Source organism: Flavobacterium sp. (genome assembly GCF_040383245.1).
Taxonomy (GTDB): domain Bacteria; phylum Bacteroidota; class Bacteroidia; order Flavobacteriales; family Flavobacteriaceae; genus Flavobacterium.
On sequence record NZ_JBEIDX010000002.1, the window covers coordinates 46,918 to 67,848 of the forward strand.

Consider the following 20,931-nt stretch of genomic DNA (forward strand, 5'->3'; position numbering starts at 1 on the left):
AATGGGTCAAACTAAAAAAGTATTAATCATCACATATTATTGGCCACCAGCAGGCGGGCCAGGAGTGCAACGATGGTTAAAGTTTGTGAAGTATTTGCCCGATTTTGGCGTGCAACCCATAGTTTATGTTCCTGAAAATCCAACTTACCCAATACTTGATGAAGGATTGCTAAATGAGGTTTCTGATAAGGCAATTATTCTTAAAAATAAGATATTTGAACCGTATCAATTAGCCGGAATTTTCTCCAAGAAACAAACTCAAAAAATCAGTTCGGGAATTATTCCAGCAGCCAAAAAGCAGTCTTTTTTAGAAAAACTATTGCTTTGGATTCGTGGAAATTTATTTATTCCTGACGCCCGAAAATATTGGGTTAACCCTTCTGTAGCTTATTTGAAAAAATACATTCAAGAAAACAATATTGATACGATTGTTACTTCGGGACCACCACATTCGTTGCATTTAATTGGGTTAAAATTAAAAGAAGAATTGAACGTAAAATGGTTTGCCGATTTCCGTGATCCATGGACAACCATTGGCTACCACAAAGCTTTGAAATTATCTTCTTATGCCGATAAAAAGCACAAACAATTAGAAAGCAAAGTGCTTACTACTGCAGACACTATTATTGTTACAAGTAAAACTACTAAAACCGAATTTCAAGCACTTACCAATAAGCCAATTGAAGTGATTACAAATGGATATGATGTAGAAAATATTTCAAAACAAACCTTGGATGATAAGTTTACTATGGCGCACATTGGTTCCTTTTTATCCGATAGAAATCCAAAAGCATTATGGGAAGTGTTGCAAGAGTTGGTTTTAGAAAATGAAAAATTTGCTGCTCATTTTCAATTGAAATTAATTGGGAAAATAAGTCAAGAAATTCTAGAAAGTATTTCAGAGTTTCAATTGGATACCTATTGTAATAATTTAGGGTATGTTTCGCATGCCGAAGCCTTAGCCCACCAAAGAAAGTCACAGGTTTTATTGTTGATCGAGATTGATTCGGAAGAAACCAAAAGTATCATTCCGGGTAAACTATTTGAATATATGGTTTCAGAACGACCAATTATTGCTATTGGCCCGAAAGATTCTGATTTTGACGAAATAATTACTTCTACAAATACCGGAGTTTTCTTTACGTATTCGGAAAAAGACCGATTAAAAAAGACTATTTTAACCTATTTTGAGTTATTTTTGGAAAATAAATTACAAGTTCATCCTGTTGGTTTACAGCACTATTCAAGAAAGAATTTGACCGAAAAATTGGTTTCAATTCTAAATAATTAATTTTAAATCCACAATGGGAATAGTTCAATCGCAATCTATTAAAAATACCATTATCACTTTCTTCGGATTTGGGATTGGAGCTGTTAATGCCTTGTTTTTTTATACTAATTTCCTTGAGAAAGAGTATTATGGAATCGTAATGACCGTGCTATCTGGTGCCAATATTCTGATGCCATTAATGGCATTTGGCGCTCAAAATACCTTAATCCGATTCTTTTCACACTATAAAACTCAAAAAGAGAAAGAAGAGTTTTTAACTTTCATGTTGGTTTTGCCTTTGGCATTAATTATTCCAATTGGATTGTTGTTTTATTTCTTTTATGATCCAATATCTGCAAGTTGGATAGAAGAAAATCCTACCTTAAAACCGTATTTTTGGTTAATTCCTTTCGTTGGATTATTCATGGCTTATTTTGAGGTGTTTTATGCTTGGGTTAAAGTGCACATGAAATCGGTTATAGGAAACTTTATTAGCGAAGTATTGGTTCGATTAATTGTTATGGGATTGCTTTTTTCTGTTCATTTTAATTGGATAGAAAAGTCGACCTGTGTTTATGGAATTGCTTTGGCTTATTTTGCTCAATTTGTTGCCATGAAATTATATGCCATTTCGGTGAAAAGACCTGTATTGCGATTCGTAATTCCAGATAATCTTAAAGATATTGTTCAGTATTCCTTTTTTATTATAGTGTCGGGCGGGGTAGCCGTTATGCTAGTAGATTTTGATAAAGTAATGATTGCACAATATTTAAATATTAGTGAAAATGCTTTATATGGAGTTGCGATTTTTATTTCAACAGTAATTGCTGTGCCAAGCAGGGCTATGACTCAAATTGTAGCTCCTATTACAGCCAAATTAATTGCTGAAAACAAATTTGATGAGTTAAATGATTTGTATAAGAAGAGCGCTATTAACCTTCAAGTTATAGGTGGGTTTATTATGATTTTGATTTTCTTAAATATCAAACAAATGTATCTTCTTATTCCAAAGGATTATAGCGGCGGTATTTGGGTGGTATTTATGATTGGATTATCTAAATTTTATGATGTATTATTAGGCAATAATAACTCGATAATTGTAAATACAAAACATTACAGAACCGTATTATTGTTTGGTGTTTTTACGGTTTTTTTAATGATTGTCTTAAACATGATTTTTATTCCGATATATGGAATTGAAGGCTCTGCATTTGCCACCTTAATAACGGTTATGATTTATAATACAATCAAATTGTTTTATGTAATTAATAAAATGAATTTGTATCCGTTTACGATTAAAACAATTTACTCTTTTGGAATATTAATTGGATGTTTTTTATTGTTTTATTTCTGGGATTTTTCATTTCATCCAATAATTAATATTGGCTTGAAATCTATAATGATTAGTGTGTTTTATTTATTCATCACATATAAATTACAAATTTCAGAGGAAGTTAATAAAGTAGTAAGTTCATTTTTAATAAAGATTAGAGTCATAAAATAATTTTCAATTACTTTTGTAATCATAATTTATAAATATTCACTTTCATTTTTTATGAAATCAAAAAACATAATTTTTCTAGTATTAAGTTTGATTACACTTTCAAATGTTTACAGCCAATCATTTATTCAGGCTTATGCCGATTTGGTAAACCAATGTTCTCAATCTAATATAACAACTAATTTAACACAATTTGAAGCATTAGGAGTTAAAAGAAGAGGCACCACTTCATTACAAAACACCCTTAATTGGTTAAAAAATAAATACTCAAGTTACGGATATACTGCTGCCCAGATGCAAGAAGATTCTTATACTTACAGTGGTTCTTCGGCAGTTTGTAAAAATTTAATTGTTACCAAAGTAGGTACAACTTTCCCAAATATTTTTGTAATTGTTTGTGGGCATTATGATTCTATTGTAGGAACTGGAACCAATGATAATGGAAGTGGAGTAGTGAGTATATTAGAAATTGCTCGATTATTACAAAATGTTCCTACCGCTTATTCAATAAAGTTTATCAATTTTAGCGGTGAAGAAGATGGGTTAAAAGGGAGTCAAGATTTTGTGGCTAATGTTGTAAATGCAACCAATCCTAAAATGAATATCCGATTGGTATTTAACATAGATGAAGTAGGAGGCGTTGCTGGAATGGTCAATAACACCATTACTTGTGAACGCGATACCAACAATAACCCCTCTTCAAATAATGCCGCTTCAGCAACAATGACTAACGAGTTGATGAATTGTGTTACTTTATATTCTCCTTTAAATACGTTACTTTCATTTGCGTATGCTTCAGATTATATGTCGTTTCAAAGCAACAACGAAGTAATTACTGGTTTCTTTGAAACCAATGAAACTACTCACAGGCATACTACAACCGATTTTTTAACAAATATGGATCCGGTGTATAACTATAATGTTGCAAAAGCAGCAATTGGAGCAACATTGCATTTTGCGCAAGCCAATGCAGCTGTTATGGGCAACGATAAGTTTGATGATTTTGGAATTAGTTTTTTTCCAAATCCAACTAAAGATATTTTGAATATTAATTTGGGTTCATTGCCCGTATCCGAATATACTTTTTCAATTATTGATGTTAACGGAAAAGAAGTTCTAAATACTTCTATTAAAGAGGCTAAACTAATCGAATCGGTTTCAGTTGCTACTTTGGCAAAAGGGATCTATTTAGGCGTGTTGCAATCCGGTTCTAACCGAATTACAAAGAAGATAGTAATCGAGTAGTTTACAATTTACTTTTCAAATACTTTCCTGTAATGGATTTCTTGTTTTTTGCAATTTCTTCTGGAGTTCCAGTTGCTAATAATTGACCTCCGTTTTCACCACCTTCAGGACCTAAATCAATAATCCAATCGGCACATTTAATTAAATCGAGATTGTGTTCAACCACCAATATAGAATGGCCATTTTCGATTAAGGCATCAAAGGAAGCCAATAGTTTTTTAATATCGTGAAAATGCAAACCTGTTGTAGGTTCATCAAAAACGAATAATGCTTTTTCTTTGGAAGCACCTTTAATTAAAAAAGAAGCCAATTTGATACGTTGTGCTTCACCACCCGAAAGGGTAGAAGAAGATTGGCCTAATTGCACATAACCCAAACCAACATCTTGAAGAGGTTGTAGTTTTTGAGTGATTTTTGTTTGTTTATGTTCTTTGAAAAACGAAATAGCATCATCGATAGTCATAGTTAGAATGTCGTCGATATTTTTATCTTCAAAATTCACTTCCAGAATTTCCTTTTTGAATCGTTTTCCACCACAAGTTTCGCAAGGTAATTCCACATCGGCCATAAATACCATTTCCACGTTGATAGAGCCATCGCCCTTGCAAGATTCGCAACGACCACCATCTACATTAAAAGAAAAATGCTTCGGTTGGTAGCCACGAATCCTAGATAATTTGGTTTTAGCATACAAATCTCGAATGTCGTCGTATGCTTTTATATAGGTCACCGGATTGGAACGCGAACTTCTACCAATTGGGTTTTGATCTACATATTCAATATGTCTAATTTTATGATAATGCCCTTGCATGTCGCTGAATTGACCTGCTTTTTCACTTACTCCTTCCAACTTTTTTTGAATCGCCGGAAACAGTATTTTCTTAACCAAGGTGCTTTTTCCGCTACCGGAAACTCCAGTAATCACTGTTAAACATTCTAATGGAAATCGAACATCAAGGTTTTGTAGATTGTTTTCTCTAGCACCAAGAATATCAATGTAGGTTCCCCATTTTCTGCGGTTTCTAGGAACTTTAATTTCCAATTCTCCGTTAAGGTATTTTGCAGTTAAAGAATCGGATTTTAATATTTCTTCATAGTTTCCTTGCGCTACTAAATTTCCGCCTTGTGTTCCTGCTTCCGGACCAATGTCAATAATGCTATCGGCTTGTTTCATAATGTCTTCATCGTGCTCTACAACAATCACTGTATTGCCTAGGTTGCGAAGGTTTTTTAATACATCAATTAACAATTCGGTATCTTTTGGGTGTAACCCAATACTCGGTTCATCTAAAATGTACATGGATCCAACCAAGCTACTTCCTAACGATGTGGCTAAATTAATTCGTTGCGATTCACCTCCCGAAAGTGTAGCCGAATTTCTATTTAAAGTCAAATAATCCAAACCTACATTACTTAAAAAAGCCAATCGATTTTTTATTTCAACCAATAATCTTTTAGAAACTTGGGTATCGTATTCTGATAATTGTAAATCATCAAAAAAGGGTATTAGTTTCTTTATTGATAAATCTACTAAATCCGAAATGGTTTTGCCGCCAACCTGAATGTAATTGGCCTCCACACGTAGTCTTTTTCCTTTGCAAGTAGTGCATTTTGTTTTTCCGCGATACCGCGAAAGCATTACTCGGTTTTGGATTTTATAATTTTTTTCTTCTAATTCCTTGAAGAAATCATTTAGTCCTTGAAAATAAGAATTACCTGTCCAAACCAAGTCTTTTTGCTCGGCTGATAATTCAAAATACGGTTTGTGAATTGGGAAATCAAATTTATAGGCATTGTTAACTAATTCATCGCGATACCATCCCATGCTTTCACCACGCCAAGGATAAATTGCATTTTCAAAAATAGAAAGTGCCGTGTTTGGGATAACCAATTCATCATCAATTCCTATAACATTGCCATATCCTTCACACTTTGGGCAAGCTCCATAAGGGTTGTTAAAACTGAATAAATGAATGTTTGGCTCCAAGAAAGTCATGTCATCCAATTCAAAATTAGAACTAAACTCAAGTTTGTTTTTGCCATCTACTTCTTGTAAATAACAAACGCCTTTTCCTTCAAAAAAGGCAGTTTGTATTGCATCAGAAAGACGGTTATAAAATTCTTCTTCCTCTTTTACTACAATTCGATCAATTATTAAAAGGATGTCTTTATTATCCAAAGAATGGCTGTCAATTTCATCCAAACGTACCATTTCGTTATTTACTAAAATCCTAGCAAACCCTTGTTGTAATAAAACTTTAAGTTTGTCTTCTAGTTTTCTGCCGTTTTCTAAATGAATTGGGGATAATAGTAACCAGCGACTTTCTAATGTGAATTTCTTAACTTCATTTACAACATCATTAACCGAATCTTTTCTAACTTCTTTTCCAGAAATTGGAGAAATTGTTTTTCCAATTCGAGCAAATAATAGTTTTAAATAATCATAAATTTCGGTTGAGGTTCCTACTGTAGATCGTGCATTGGTGGTGTTTACTTTTTGTTCAATAGCAATTGCAGGGGCAATTCCTTTAATGTAATCTACTTTTGGTTTGTCTAATCTTCCAAGAAATTGTCGTGCATAGGAAGATAAACTTTCTACATAACGACGCTGTCCTTCGGCATATAAAGTATCAAATGCCAATGATGATTTTCCGGATCCTGAGAGCCCAGTTATAACTACTAATTCATTTCTTGGGATAGCAACATCAATAGTTTTTAAATTATGAATGCCAGCACCTTTAATGATAATATTTTTCTTTGGATCTAGGATAGAAACATCTTTTGGAATCATGATAAAAAATGAATTTTTGCAAAGATACTAATTAATCAAATGAGATTTGGTATTGAACAAATCACAAATATTATTTTGATGATTTTGCACTATATTTGTTTTATTTTATTTTTTAAAATTGAAATCTTGCTTTAAATCTAAAAGTTAATTCTAATCTGTTTTAATATATCTTTTGAAAAATTAAGAACTTATCAGTTAACTTATAAAGAACAAAAAAATGCTTTGTTTTATCATTTTCAAAAGATAAGAGTTTTATTTAATGAAACTCAAAAGCAAAAATTTGACAAGGTAATTTATGAAAAAAGTTTTTGTAGGTATTTTTATTATTGCATTTGTATGTCTTTCTTTTCAAGTAAAAAATGATAAGAAAGATCTTATAGTATTGGTTCATTTAAATTTTCAAAAGAAGCCATTAGTATTGAATGATAAAAAATATATTACAAAAAATAAAGATACCGTTTCAATTACAAAAATGAAGTTTTATATTTCTAATATTATTTTAGAAATGGAAGATGGAAGTGCGTACAAAGAAAATTCTAGTGTGCATTTAGTAGATGCAGAAAATCTTAGTTCACTAGAATTAAAATTGAACAATGTTCCCGATTTGAAAATAAATAAGGTAAGTTTTGATATTGGAATTGATAGTGTAAGCAATGTTTCAGAAAAATTTGAAGGTGATTTAGATCCTACAAATGGAATGTATTGGGCTTGGAATACGGGTTATATTAATATGAAATTAGAAGGAAAAAGTTCTAGTTGTACTAATGCTAAAAAAGAATTTCAGTTTCATATTGGGGGTTATTTGCCAAAGCAAAATGCACTTCAAAAAATAGAGCTTAGTTTAGATGGAAAACAAAATATTAATATTGAAGTCGAACTAAGTAATTGGTTGGATGCTATTTCACTTAAGGAAACGAATTCCATTATGATTCCTGGTGAAAAAGCGATTAAAATGGCACAACTTTATAAAAATATGTTTGGATTTGAATAATAAAGGGATCATAATATTAGTAGTATTTATAATTTGCATTTTTCTTTTCTCGATGAAAAGTAATAGTTATGTAGATATTGTAGTTCCGAAAGATTGGCCAAAACCAGTTTATAATTTTAAGGATAATAAACTATCAAGAGAAGGTTTTGAATTAGGTAGAAAATTATTTTACGATCCAATTCTTTCAAGAGACAGTACTATTTCATGTTCTAGTTGTCATTCGCAATATACAGGATTTGCTCATACAGATCATGCATTGAGTCATGGTATTGAAGGAAGAATTGGAAATCGAAATGCAATGTCGTTAGTGAATTTAGCTTGGGCAAAATCATTTCAATGGGATGGCGGCGTACTCAATTTGAACTCTCAACCTATAAATCCGATCACGAATTCGCAAGAAATGGATAATACATTGACAAATGCATTAGGGAGTTTAAATCATTCCAAAAAATACCAAGGAATGTTTTATAAGGTTTTTGGAGATAGTTTAATTAATACAAAAAACCTTCTTAAAGCTATTGGCCAATTTACTGTTTCGTTGCAGTCCTATAATTCAAAATACGACAAAGTAATGCGTCATGAAAAGGAGGTTTTTTTTACTGATCAAGAAGTAAACGGACATCAATTATTTAAGAAGAATTGTGAATCGTGTCATAAAGAGCCATTGTTGACCAATTCAGATTTTGCAGATAATGGTTTGCCTCTAGATACTGATTATAAGGATTATGGAAGAGTGAAAATCACTCAAAAACCTAAAGATAGTTTTAGTTTTAGAGTACCCACATTGCGAAATATTGAGTTCACTTATCCCTACATGCACGACGGTAGATTTATGAAATTGCGTGAGGTAATTAATTTTTACACCGATGGGAAAGCGCATCGGAAAACGCTTGCCAAAGATTTACAAAAACCAATTTTATTATCAGAAAACGAAAAGAAAGATTTAATAGCATTTTTACTAACTTTAACCGATAAAGAATTTTTATTTAACTCAAAATATAGTTATCCAAAAGATTAATTCACCACTAACAATTTTTTTATGAAAAAGAAATTACTAATTTTATTTATCTTCTTTTCAGTAAGTAATGTATTGCTTTCTCAAACCAATCCAATAATTTTAGGATGGCTAAGAAATACTACAGGAATTACAGGGAGGCATTATGTCACAGGAAATTCTACTCCAATAGTTGACACTCCGTTGGCAAATGTGCAAACAGTTCAATATTCTGCAACTTCTGTTTATGTTTCTACAAATGGTATACCTGCATATATTACAGGACCATTTCAAGACGGAAATCCCTCTTTAGCAGCGAGTCAAAATGCAATTTTCAAATTTCCATTAAATCCAACCCCTAATACAGGTACTTTAACTCCAACTACTGGAGGTAATATTGGACTTTTTATTAATGGTGTTGCGCTTTTTGATTATAGAGATGGTGTTTCATGGAGGAATTCAACTAGTTCCTTATGTGGAGGACCAATTCAGCCTCCTTGCATGGGTGATGGGGTTTGGAATAGAGATGCTATTCCAGCCGAAAGAGCAGGTTTTGATTGTTCAAAAGCACATCCAGCAATGGGAAATTACCACCACCACCAAAATCCAAGTGCATTTAATACTGATATTAGTGTAATATCTAATATTTGTACTTTATATCCTTCAGATGGTTTGTATTCAATTAATGTTAATCAACATTCTCCTTTAATTGGCTTTGCTTATGATGGCTACCCAATTTATGGAGCTTATGCTTATGCTAATGCGAATGGGACAGGTGGAATAGTTCGAATGAAATCTAGTTTTCAATTGCGAAATATTACTACTAGAACTACTTTGTATACTGGCGCAACTGTAACAGCTGGACCAGCAGTGAGTTCAACTTATCCATTAGGATATTTTAAAGAAGATTATGAGTTTGTTTCACATCCTAATGATGCATCATATTTAGATATTCATAATGGTAGATTTTGTGTAACCCCAGAATACCCAAACGGTACCTATTGCTATTTTGCTACAGTAAATGCTAATCATAATTCGGCCTATCCTTATGTTGTAGGTCCAACTTTTTACGGTGTTAAAACAGCATCAAAAGTTACAACCATAACTGAAGCTACTACAACTTTAAGTACAATTTTATTTAATCCAGACAAATTAAATACGATAGTATTTCCAAATCCGGCTAGTGATTTTTTTGCTGTTCAAGTACCAATGGCATTACAAGATATGAAAGATGAGCTTGTGGATACTTTGGGTAAAGTAATTCAAACTCAAACACTTTACCAAGGAAGTACTATGTGTTATTTTGATGTTCAGACTCTATATGAAGGAGTTTATTTTGTAAGGATAGCTAATGAAAATAAAAATACTTCAACTAAAATAATAATTAAATAAATAAAACGAAATAATATCTCTTTGGTTTAAATTTGTTTTTACGAAAACGTAATAGTTTAACTCAACATTACCTCAACATTAATTTAATTTCAATTATTTTTAAATAATTATATATTTCCAAAATATCTTTATGAATAAAGTAAAATCAATAGTTTTTAATGAATTACAAGAAAAAAAAGGAATTAAATTTATGTATAGTTTTTATATAGTTTAATAAAATAAATGATTTTAATTTTGTTGTATAATTTTGCTTAAATTTGAAAAAATTAACAAAAACTAAATATTATGAAAAAAATTACATTTTTATTTACATTTTTAATTTCCATTTTGGGTTTTTCACAAAATCTTGTTTCAAATGGAGATTTTCAAACTGGTACTGCCTTACCTTGGACAGGTAATGCTGCTAATGTACAAGACCTAGGTAGTGGAAACTGGGTTAATCAAGCTGACGTAGCAGTTCCCGGAAACGCTTATGACGTTAACTTGAGTCAAGAAATTAACTTAGTAGACGGTAAAACTTACAAATTAAAATTTGATGCATTCACTGCAACAGCTACAGGTACAAGAACTATTATATGTGGTTTAGGGCAAACAGGCGCTCCTTTTGCAGCTTTAACTTCAACCATTACCTTAACACCTAATCCTCAAACTTTCACTTTCGAATATACAATTAATTATGGTAATACAGTTTCGGACAGAGTTATTTTTGATATGGGTGCAGCAACAGGATTTGTATTTATTGATAATGTATCTGTTGTAGAGGTATTACCATTAATTCAAAATTTTGAGAATGCAGCAAGCTATACTGCAGTTAATGGTTTTCAAGGTGCTTCAGCTTCTTTAGTTGCAGATCCTTTTACTGGTGGAACTAATGGTCAAGTTTTTAGGGGTGTTCAAATTTCTGGAAGTGCGCCAGCAGTTCAAACATATCAAGGTATTGAATTTCAACAAACTATTAAAAAAGCTAAATTAACAACTAACAAAACAATGTCTGTAGACGTATTTTGTTCTCAACCATTTAATGTTTTAGCAAAAGTAGCTCAAGGAGGAGCAGGTGTTCCTGAATCAGCAACTGCACAAGCTTATACTACCCCAGGGCAATGGCAAACATTAACATTTAATTTTGCGGTACCTATGGATAATACTGGAGTAGCCAATGGAGAATATGAAAAAATTATTTTCTTTGGAAATTGGAATTCTGGTAATACCGGTTTTAACAATCCAATTGTACCTTTAACTTTTTATGTTGATAATATTAGAGCTGAAGAGGCTGCATTTCCTCTTCCACCTGCTGGACCTTCAGTAGCAGCGCCAACTCCACCAGCAAGAAATGCCTGGGATGTTATTTCTTTATTTAGTAATGCATACAATAATATAGCTATTGCTGAATGGGGAACATCATGGGATACCGCTTCTATTTCAGATCTTGTTTCTGTACCTGGTGATGATATTAAAAGAATTACTTATGGAGATTTTATAGCTGTTCAATTTGCAAATTATGAAAATGCTACAAGCATGACTAATTTTCATATGGATTATTTTATTACAGCTGGTACAGATTTAGTGGGTAAAGTATTAAATCCAAAATTTTCTAATCATGCTGCAATGGCTGGTGAAACTAACGCTATTTTATTAACTCATTTGCCTACAACTGCAGGTTCATGGTTTTCAATTGATGTAGCGCTTTCTTCTATGTCACCGCAAGGTCCTGGTGTAGCTTTTGCTAGACAAAATCTATTACAATTTTTAATGCAATCAAATTTAGGAATTGTATATGTTGATAATATTTATTTATACAGAGCAGCTACTGCTTCAGCAGATACATTCAATACATCTAATGTTAGATTATATCCAAATCCAACTTCAACGAGTTTAACAATTGAGGCTAAGGATGCTATTGAGAGTATTTCAATTTACAATGTTTTAGGACAAGAAGTAATTAGTAAAAACCCTATGTCAAGTACAATGACTTTGGATGTATCTAATCTTCAAAACGGACTTTACTTTGTAAATTCTACAATAGATGGTAAAACAGCTACAACAAAATTTATCAAAAATTAATTTAAGTTAAGTTTTTTAATGATTAAAGCACGCTATTTATAGCGTGCTTTTTTTTATATTACTTTTTGATATTTAGCAATATTGTATATCTTTAGGCCTTATAAATATTAAATAATAAAAAAATATGCCCAAAGTATTTTGTGTTAGAATATTAACAATTATTATTTTATTAATTTCTTTTTTTGGATTCTCCCAAGAATTACCCCCTATAGTAAAATTTAATCCGGTTACCTACAATGCAGGCAATCAAAACTGGATGGTGTCTCAAGATAAAAACCATATCCTATATTTTGCAAATAACGAAGGATTACTTGAATATAATGGAACCAACTGGACTTTATATAAATCTCCAAATGAAACGATAATAAGGTCTGTAAAAGCCATTGATGATATGGTATATACAGGAAGTTATATGGAATTTGGATATTGGAAAAGAAATTCAAATGGCCGATTGGTATATTATTCATTAAGTAAAAGTATTAAAGACAAGCTTATTGATGATGAACAGTTTTGGAATATCCTAAATTTTGATAAATGGGTTGTTTTTCAATCTTTAAATAGAATTTATATTTATGATTTAGAATCCAAAAAGTATAAAATAATTACACCAAAAAATAACATTACCAAGTCATTTAAAACTGATAATGCAATTTATTTTCAGGTTTTTAACGAAGGTTTATTTGAAATTGAAAACGGAAAAAGTAAATTAGTTTCTAATGATGCACTTTTTAAAAACAACAAAATTGTTAATGTTGTTGCAGATGCTTATGGTTTAATTGTTCATACTCAATCAAACGGTTTTTTTAGATTAAATAGGAATGGAATTTCAAAATTTAGCACTGCAGCTGATTCCGAATTAAGTTTTACCAGTATTTACAGTAGTTGTCAATTAAATAATGGAAGTTTTGCAATAGGAACTATTTCAGATGGGATTTATATTGTTTCCAAAACAGGAAACATAGATTATCATATCTCACAAACAAATGGTTTAAGTAATAACACCATACTTTCATTATTTGAAGATGCAGATCGAAACTTATGGATTGGACTTGATAATGGTATTAATTGTATTAATCTACAATCACCAATAAAAAGTTTTTCTGACGAATCGGGTAAATTAGGTACGGTATACGCTTCGGTTTTATTTAACGGAAAATTATATATAGGAACTAACCAAGGCTTGTTTTATAAACTAAATAATTCTTCGGATACATTCCATTTAATCAGTGGTACAAAAGGTCAGGTATGGTCTTTGTTTGTGTATCAAAATGTATTATTTTGTGGCCATGATTCAGGGACATTTATTATTGATAATTTTTCAGCCAAATGTATATTTAATCAATCGGGAACCTGGAAATTTCAAAACATTTCAAATTCTAATTTAGTACTTCAAGGTAATTATTATGGTATTTCAGTTCTGGAAAAAAAGAACAACCAATGGACTTTTAGAAATAAAATTTCTGGCTTTGATTATTCATCGAAATATTTTGAATTAAGCACACCCAATGAAATTTATGTGAGTCATGAATACAAAGGAGTTTTTAAATTTAAAATCGATAATGACTTTTCAAAAGCAGTTAATGTTGTTAAATTAAAATATCCATCAAAAGGTAAAAATGCTAGTTTAATTAAATATAACAATACCATTTACTATGCTTATAAAGAAGGGGTATTGAAGTTAAATAATAAAAATAAAACTTTTGTTAAAGATGCTACATTAAGTAAAATTTTCACCGATGATGAGTTTACTTCAGGAAAAATGATTGTAGATAAATCAAATAAAATTTGGTTCTTTTCTAAACATTACATCTATTATTTTTATAGAAATAAGTTTAATTATGAACTTAAACAGAATGCAATTCCTATTCCTTCTAAGTTTACAAATGCATTAACTGGGTATGAAAACATAACCCAACTTAATGATCATAGTTATTTAATTGGAACTACAGACGGTTATAATACAATTAACATAAACGACCTTAGTTTTAAAAATTATAAAGTTTTTATTTCTACAATTAGTGTTAATGAGTTAAATAAAAAATCAAATTTTATTTCTATTAATGAAGAAGTAGAATTAAATCACGATGAAAATAATGTTACTATTAATTACTCTGTTGCTCAATTTAATAAATATATCGCTGCAGAGTATCAATACAAACTTGAAGGACTTCAAGATAATTGGAGTCATTGGAACAACAAACCATCAGTAAGTTTTAAAAATCTTTCTCCGGGAGATTATAAATTTGTAGTTAGATCGAAAATAGCAAATACAAACCTTGACAACAATGCTGTTTATAAATTTACTATTTTAAAACCTTGGTATATTACTAATTTTGCGTTGTTTATTTATTTAATTGGATTTGTTTATTTAGCTTTTTGGATAAACAAAAGATATCAAGATTATTACCATCAACAAAGGTTAAAACTTATTGAAGAAAATAATTTATTATTAGAAATTAAAGAGTTAGAAAACGAACAGCAATTAATGAAGTTACGAAATGACCAATTATCTATGGATGTTGATGCAAAGAACAAGGAATTGGCTGTTTCCAATATGAGTTTGATTAAGAAAGATGAACTCCTTACTCTTATTAAAGAAGATTTAAAGAAAACAACCGACGAAGAAAATAAAAATACGAGTATAAAATCGGTTATTTCAACCATTACCAAAAATATCAATAATGAGGACACTTGGAATGTTTTCAAAGATGCATTTGACACTGTAGATAAAGACTTTTTGAAAAAACTAAAGGGTCTTCACCAAACTTTAACTCCAAATGATTTAAGGCTTTGCGCTTATTTAAGATTAAATTTATCATCAAAAGAAATAGCTCCGTTATTAAATATTTCTGTTCGAAGTGTGGAGATAAAACGATATCGATTGCGTAAAAAAATGAATTTAAGCCACGAAAACGGTTTAGCTGAGTATATTTTATCTATTTAATACAGTAGTTTATATCGTTTTCACCTATACAATAACTCAACAAAATTGTAGTTTAAGTTAAAATTATTTATTATATTTTTACATTTTATTTTATTTAATTAATTGATAATTAAATATTTAACATTGAGCTTCAATACTTTCCTTTAGGGTTGTTAAGTGTATGTTTTTTGTTGTATTTATTTTTTATCATTTTAAATATATATCCTATACTTTTACACTAATTTTATAAATTAAATCAAGCCAAGTTTTATATTACAAACAACAAATTGTGTACATCTTATGAAAAAAATTATTTTACTATTTTCATTATTAATTTATTCTTCTTCTATTTTTTCTCAAGCAGATAAAGTAGCAGTCGAGAAAAGTAATTCTGGATTTAAACTTAAAGTTAACGGAAAAGACTTTATTATTAATGGAATGAATTGGGATTACTATCCAATTGGCACTAATTATTCTTACAGCTTGTGGAGTCAAACAGATGCTTTTATTCAAAATGCACTAGATGATGAAATGGGATTGTTAAAAAATATGGGGGTAAATACCATTCGTGTTTACACAGGAATACCAAAAAAATGGATTGAATACATCTACAGTACCTATGGAATTCATACCATGCTAAATCACTCTTTTGGAAGATATGGTTTAACAATTGATGGAGTATGGAAGCCAAATACAGAATATTCTGATGCTAAAACTCGAGATCTTCTACTTAAAGAAGTAAATCAATTGGCTAATGAATATAAAGATACAAAAGGATTGTTATTATTTCTTTTAGGAAATGAAAACAACTATGGCTTGTTTTGGGATGGAGCTGAAACAGAAAATATACCAGTTAAAGATAGAAAGTCTACAGCAAGAGCTCATTCAATGTATAAATTATTCAATGAAGCTGTTGTTAAAATGAAATCTATTGACACTAATCATCCAATCGCAATATGTAATGGTGATTTACTTTTCTTAGATATAGTTGCCCAAGAATGTAAGGATGTTGATATATTGGGTTCTAATGTTTATCGTGGAGTTTCTTTTGGAGATTTATTTGAAAGAGTTAAAAATGAGTATGGTAAGCCAATTATATTTACTGAATTTGGTTCTGATGCATTTAATGTTCTTACAAATCAAGAAGATCAAAATGCTCAAGCATTCTACCTTAAAGGTAATTGGAAAGAAATTTACGAAAATGCCGCAGGAATGGGGAAAGTTGGTAACTCTTTAGGTGGATTTACTTTCCAATTTAGTGATGGATGGTGGAAATATGGTCAAACTAAAAATTTAGATACCCATGAAAACAATGCCTCATGGTCTAATGGTGGTTATCAAAAAGATTTTACTGAAGGTGAGAACAACATGAACGAGGAATGGTTTGGTATATGTGCCAAAGGACCAACAAATGAAAAAGGGTTTTATCAATTGTATCCGAGATCAGCTTATTATGTTTTAAAAGAAATCCATAAATTTAATCCCTTTTCAGAATCAGCAAATAAAGCGATAATGAATACTCAATTTGATGAAGCAAATCTTATTGACGCTTCATTAAGAGCTAGAGCTGATAAAGCTGCACTGGAAAGTAATAAAGGGGGAATTTTAAATATTAGTAATCTTAGAGCTGAATTTACAACCTTTAATACTGGAGGAAGTTTAATTTCAACACCAAAAAGTGATGATCCTGCAACAACTAATTTCCCTAATAAGTTAGGTTTTGATCACATGCAATCATATTTTGTTGGTGTTGAGGGTAATCCATCTTCTAATATGAAAGCAAATGTAAATTTTAATATTTTAGGAAGAGTTGCTGAAAATCCTATCAACGAAATTTTTTATGAAAATAGAGGTAGAGCTCAGGCTTTTAGCACACCAGATGGTCCTCTTGTTGTAAGTGATTTTAATAGAGTACAAGTTTATAATGCATCATACACATGGAATGCAAAGGATTTTGATGTGAAAGGTTTTTACAGAACAGGTCATTATCATTGGGGTTATGAAGGCGATTTCTTTGCTTTATATTCAGAAGCTAATTATGGACCTAATTTAGACATATATAATGGAGAAACTTTAGGGTTTGAAATTGATGGAAAAAGAAGTTTAAAAGGTTTAAAAGCCGCTTTTGGTCCGCAGCTTTGGTGGGGAGCAAATCCAGCTTACCTTGTAAAATATGGAACAAAAATAGGTAATGTTGATGCTACAGCAGTATATCATGAAGATATTAATCAAGTAGAAATTTCTGAAACGGTTTCCTCTATTGCTTTTCCAGTTCCCAAAACAAGAAGAGCAACTATTCACTTTAAAACAAAGTTAGGTAACCTTGGAGTTGAAGCAGGTGGAATTTGGGCTGGACAACCACTAAATGGTAGAGAGTTTCAAATGATGGATGGTGACATTGTTAAAGTTGACAAGATAAATAATAAAGACAATTGGGGAGCAAAGGCAAAGTTTACATTTTCTAAAGGTAGAATCAATGCTTACACACAAGGAGCAGTGCAAGGACTTGTTGCCAATGGAGGAGCTGATAATGTTCAGACATTTACAGGATGGAGATTAAAAGATTCAGGAAGTGGTAATCAAATGAATTTTTTAGCTGGTTTTACATATAATATTAACTCAAATTTACAAATTGCGCCAAACTTTTTATGGCAAAAACCTATAGTAGAAGCAATGCCAAACGGAGTTGATGCTCCAGGTAGATTAAGAAATGTTCTAGACGACCCATTTTTTGTAAGAGCAAATAGAGAAACTTTAGGTGGAGAGTTATTAATTACTTTTGACCCAACACCTGCTACATGGATGTATGAGTGGAATAATGACATACTTGAAGACGCAAAATTTGCTATAAGTTCAGGTTTTGTATATAGAAAATTACCTACTACAATGGATGCTGCTATTGGATTTTTAGCAAATCGAACAGCATTCGCTTTTGTAAAATCTGCACCAGCTCAAAATTTATGGGAGTCAAATACAAGAATAGTTTCTAAACTTACTCCAGACTTTGGTATGATTGCTAATATTTATTTTGGTAATGGTCAAGCAAATGGCGACTCTGAAAGAATAATTAATAGAATGGGTGGTGACTTAAGAATGATTTATAAAAAAGTAAAATTAGTTTCATCATTAAAAATTAATGATTGGGGACCTTATGATTATCATCGTGACTTTAACCTTACATACCCTATTCAAAGTTCAATAGATATTTCTACATCTGTTGGTAAACCAAATTGGTTTATATTGCCTGATACAAAAATTGGTATAATGGGTATTTGGCGTTCATTAGATCAATATTCACCTAGGTATTTACCTACTTTTGTGCCAGCAAATACCTATCCTGCAGTACCTGCATTGAGCCCTGTAGGTTTTGGAAATGGCTCTGAATGGGAAATTAGAACATACATTCATATTAATATTGGAAAATAATTTAATAAATAAAAAAATGAAAAATATAAAAATTAATTATTTAAGAAACTCGCTTTTATTTGGATTAATTATATTAATCAATAGTAGTTGTGAAAGAGATTTGTCTGATGAAGCTAGAAATGCAACATTTAGCAAAACAGCAGAAGTCTTTACTGATGGACCTGTTGCAATGGGTACTAATTTTTATTTTCCATATGGTCCAGATGCAAATAATCCTGTTGGTTCAAAATTTAGCGCATGGTCAATAGATGAAAATGTAAGTTATAAAGGAAATGCGTCTATGCGTTTTGACGTACCCAATTCAAATGACCCCCAAGGAAATTATGCTGGAGGTATATTAAGAATAGATGGAGCAGGTAGAGATTTAACAGATTTTGACGCCCTTACTTTTTGGGCTAAAGCCTCTCAAGGTGTAACTATTGGTGAGATTGGTTTTGGGGAAGATTTTTATCCAAATAAGTACATGACTACAATGACAAATGTTAGTTTAGGAACAGCTTGGACAAAATATATTATTCCAATTCCTGATGCATCAAAATTGTTGAATGAAAAAGGTATGTTTAGATATTCTGCTGGTACTCAAGGTACAAATGGTGCAGGATATACATTTTGGATTGATGAATTAAAATTTGAAAAACTGGGAACTATTTTACCTCTTCAAGCTTCTATAATGAACGGTAACAACATTACTAGATCTACTTTTGTTGGTGTAAAATCATCAGTAACAGGAGTGCTAGCTTCTTTTAATATGCCAAATGGCATCAATCAATCAGTTACTATTAGTCCGGCATTTTTAAATTTTACTTCTTCAAACACTTCTGTAGCAACAGTTAATGATTCTGGAGTGGTAACACCAATAGGTGCAGGAACTGCAGTAATTACTGCTACTTTTAATGGTCAGCCTGCAATTGGTAGTTTAATAATAAATTGTACAGGCAGTTATAATAATGCACCTACACCTACATTAAGTCCGGCTAATGTAATTTCAATATTCTCAGATGTTTATTCAAATGTTCCTGTGAATTATTATAATGGCTACTGGCAACCATGGCAAACTACTCTATCTAGTGATTTTTCAGTTTTAGGCGACAACGTATTAGGTTATACCAACTTTAATTTTGTTGGGATTGAGTTTAGTAATCCAACTGTAAATGCTAATAGTATGACGCACATTCACCTTGATGCTTTTATTCCAGGTCCAATTGCCCCTGGAAGACAGCTAAGAGTTCTTGTAGTTGACTTTGGTGCGAATGGAGTTTTTGGTGGTGGAGATGATACCAGACATTCAACAACATTTACTGCGACTACTTCTACCCCTGTTGTTTCACAAAATTGGATTTCAATTGAAATTCCATTTTCTGCTATGCCTGGTTTATTGAGTAGATCTAACCTAGCCCAAATTATTTTGGAAGGTGGGGATAATTCAATTTTGTATGTAGATAATATATATTTTCACAATTAAAAAGTAATTAAAGATGATTTTAAATAAAATAAAACACAAAATTTTTATTCCTACAGCTATTGTTTTTTTATTAATTAGTTGTACAAAAGATGATAAACAAACAGTTGTCACTAAAAATAATTTAGTGATGAGCGATGAATTTAACATAAATGGAGCACCCAACACTAATTTATGGTCTTATAATATTGGAACAGGTGCTAACGGCTGGGGAAATAATGAGTTACAATATTATACAAGTAGACCTGAAAATATCAAAATTGAAAATGGGGTTTTGAAAATTACAGCTCGTAGAGAGCAATATATGGGAGCAGCGTTTACATCTGCACGTATCCTTACAAAAGGTAAATATGAAACCAAGTACGGAAGAATTGAAGCAAGAATAAAATTACCAAGAGGTAAAGGTTTATGGCCAGCTTTTTGGATGTTAGGATCTAATTCTGATACAGCTATTTGGCCGCAATGTGGAGAAATTGATATTATGGAATATTTGGGAAATAGTCCTACTAAAGTTTTTGGAACAGTTCATGGTCCAGGTTATTTTGCAGGAAATGCAATAACAAAATCTTATATGTTACCAAATAGCAGATTTGATACTGATTTCCATATTTTTGGTATTGAATGGGATGAAAATTATATTAATTTTTATGTTGATGATGTGCTTTACAATCAAATTACTCCATTTAATGTAACAGGCGAATGGGTATTTAACAAACCTTTTTACATAATATTAAACATGGCTGTAGGAGGAAATTATCCTGGTGCTCCTAATAGTGAAACACCATTTCCACAAGAAATGTTAGTAGATTATGTAAGAGTATACCAATAATTAATCCAATAAATAAACTTCTTGACAATCAGTAGACTTTTATACCAAA

The 20,931-nt window shown here is 31.1% G+C and carries 12 protein-coding genes; 11 read left to right on the top strand and 1 reads right to left on the bottom strand.

What is annotated here, in order from left to right; translation table 11 throughout:
• The first annotated feature begins 1 nt into the window (after window position 1).
• From ABWO08_RS01215 to ABWO08_RS01225, 3 genes are read left to right on the top strand one after another with little or no spacing between them, the layout of a single operon-like run.
• The gene (locus ABWO08_RS01215) at window positions 2-1,291 is read left to right on the top strand and encodes a glycosyltransferase family 4 protein (protein ID WP_353083180.1); all 1,290 of its coding nucleotides are present in this window, start codon (window positions 2-4) and stop codon (window positions 1,289-1,291) included.
• Window positions 1,292-1,304: 13 nt separating this feature from the next.
• Window positions 1,305-2,774 carry a lipopolysaccharide biosynthesis protein gene (locus ABWO08_RS01220; protein WP_353083182.1) on the top strand — a complete coding sequence of 490 codons (1,470 nt, stop codon included), beginning with the start codon at window positions 1,305-1,307 and terminating at the stop codon, window positions 2,772-2,774.
• A gap of 51 nt (window positions 2,775-2,825) precedes the next feature.
• Window positions 2,826-4,016, top strand: a complete 1,191-nt coding sequence (locus ABWO08_RS01225) for a M20/M25/M40 family metallo-hydrolase (RefSeq protein ID WP_353083183.1) — start codon at window positions 2,826-2,828, stop codon at window positions 4,014-4,016.
• Between the two features lies 1 nt (window position 4,017).
• Here ABWO08_RS01225 and uvrA read toward each other — a convergent pair whose 3' ends face one another.
• Window positions 4,018-6,807: an excinuclease ABC subunit UvrA gene (gene uvrA / locus ABWO08_RS01230; protein WP_353083185.1), complete on the bottom strand. Its 2,790-nt coding sequence runs from the start codon at window positions 6,805-6,807 to the stop codon at window positions 4,018-4,020.
• 295 nt (window positions 6,808-7,102) lie between these two features.
• On the opposite strand from uvrA, the gene ABWO08_RS01235 reads away from it, so the two are divergent.
• The 8 genes from ABWO08_RS01235 (at window position 7,103) to ABWO08_RS01270 (ending at window position 20,882) form a co-directional block, all read left to right on the top strand.
• Window positions 7,103-7,798: an MbnP family protein gene (locus ABWO08_RS01235; protein WP_353083187.1), complete on the top strand. Its 696-nt coding sequence runs from the start codon at window positions 7,103-7,105 to the stop codon at window positions 7,796-7,798.
• 52 nt (window positions 7,799-7,850) lie between these two features.
• Window positions 7,851-8,816, top strand: a complete 966-nt coding sequence (locus ABWO08_RS01240) for a cytochrome-c peroxidase (RefSeq protein ID WP_353083189.1) — start codon at window positions 7,851-7,853, stop codon at window positions 8,814-8,816.
• Between the two features lie 21 nt (window positions 8,817-8,837).
• Complete coding sequence (locus tag ABWO08_RS01245) at window positions 8,838-10,184, top strand: YHYH protein (RefSeq protein WP_353083191.1); 1,347 nt, start codon at window positions 8,838-8,840, stop codon at window positions 10,182-10,184.
• A 285-nt stretch (window positions 10,185-10,469) separates the two neighbouring features.
• Window positions 10,470-12,245 (top strand): T9SS type A sorting domain-containing protein, encoded by a 1,776-nt coding sequence (locus ABWO08_RS01250; protein ID WP_353083193.1) that lies wholly within the window; start codon window positions 10,470-10,472, stop codon window positions 12,243-12,245.
• Between the two features lie 124 nt (window positions 12,246-12,369).
• Window positions 12,370-15,189: a helix-turn-helix and ligand-binding sensor domain-containing protein gene (locus tag ABWO08_RS01255; RefSeq protein ID WP_353083195.1), complete on the top strand. Its 2,820-nt coding sequence runs from the start codon at window positions 12,370-12,372 to the stop codon at window positions 15,187-15,189.
• Window positions 15,190-15,468: 279 nt separating this feature from the next.
• Window positions 15,469-18,594, top strand: a complete 3,126-nt coding sequence (locus ABWO08_RS01260; protein ID WP_353083197.1) for a glycoside hydrolase 5 family protein — start codon at window positions 15,469-15,471, stop codon at window positions 18,592-18,594.
• Between the two features lie 16 nt (window positions 18,595-18,610).
• Window positions 18,611-20,056: an immunoglobulin-like domain-containing protein gene (locus ABWO08_RS01265; RefSeq protein WP_353083198.1), complete on the top strand. Its 1,446-nt coding sequence runs from the start codon at window positions 18,611-18,613 to the stop codon at window positions 20,054-20,056.
• A gap of 13 nt (window positions 20,057-20,069) precedes the next feature.
• Window positions 20,070-20,882 (top strand): glycoside hydrolase family 16 protein, encoded by an 813-nt coding sequence (locus tag ABWO08_RS01270; RefSeq protein ID WP_353083200.1) that lies wholly within the window; start codon window positions 20,070-20,072, stop codon window positions 20,880-20,882.
• Window positions 20,883-20,931 lie beyond the last annotated feature (49 nt).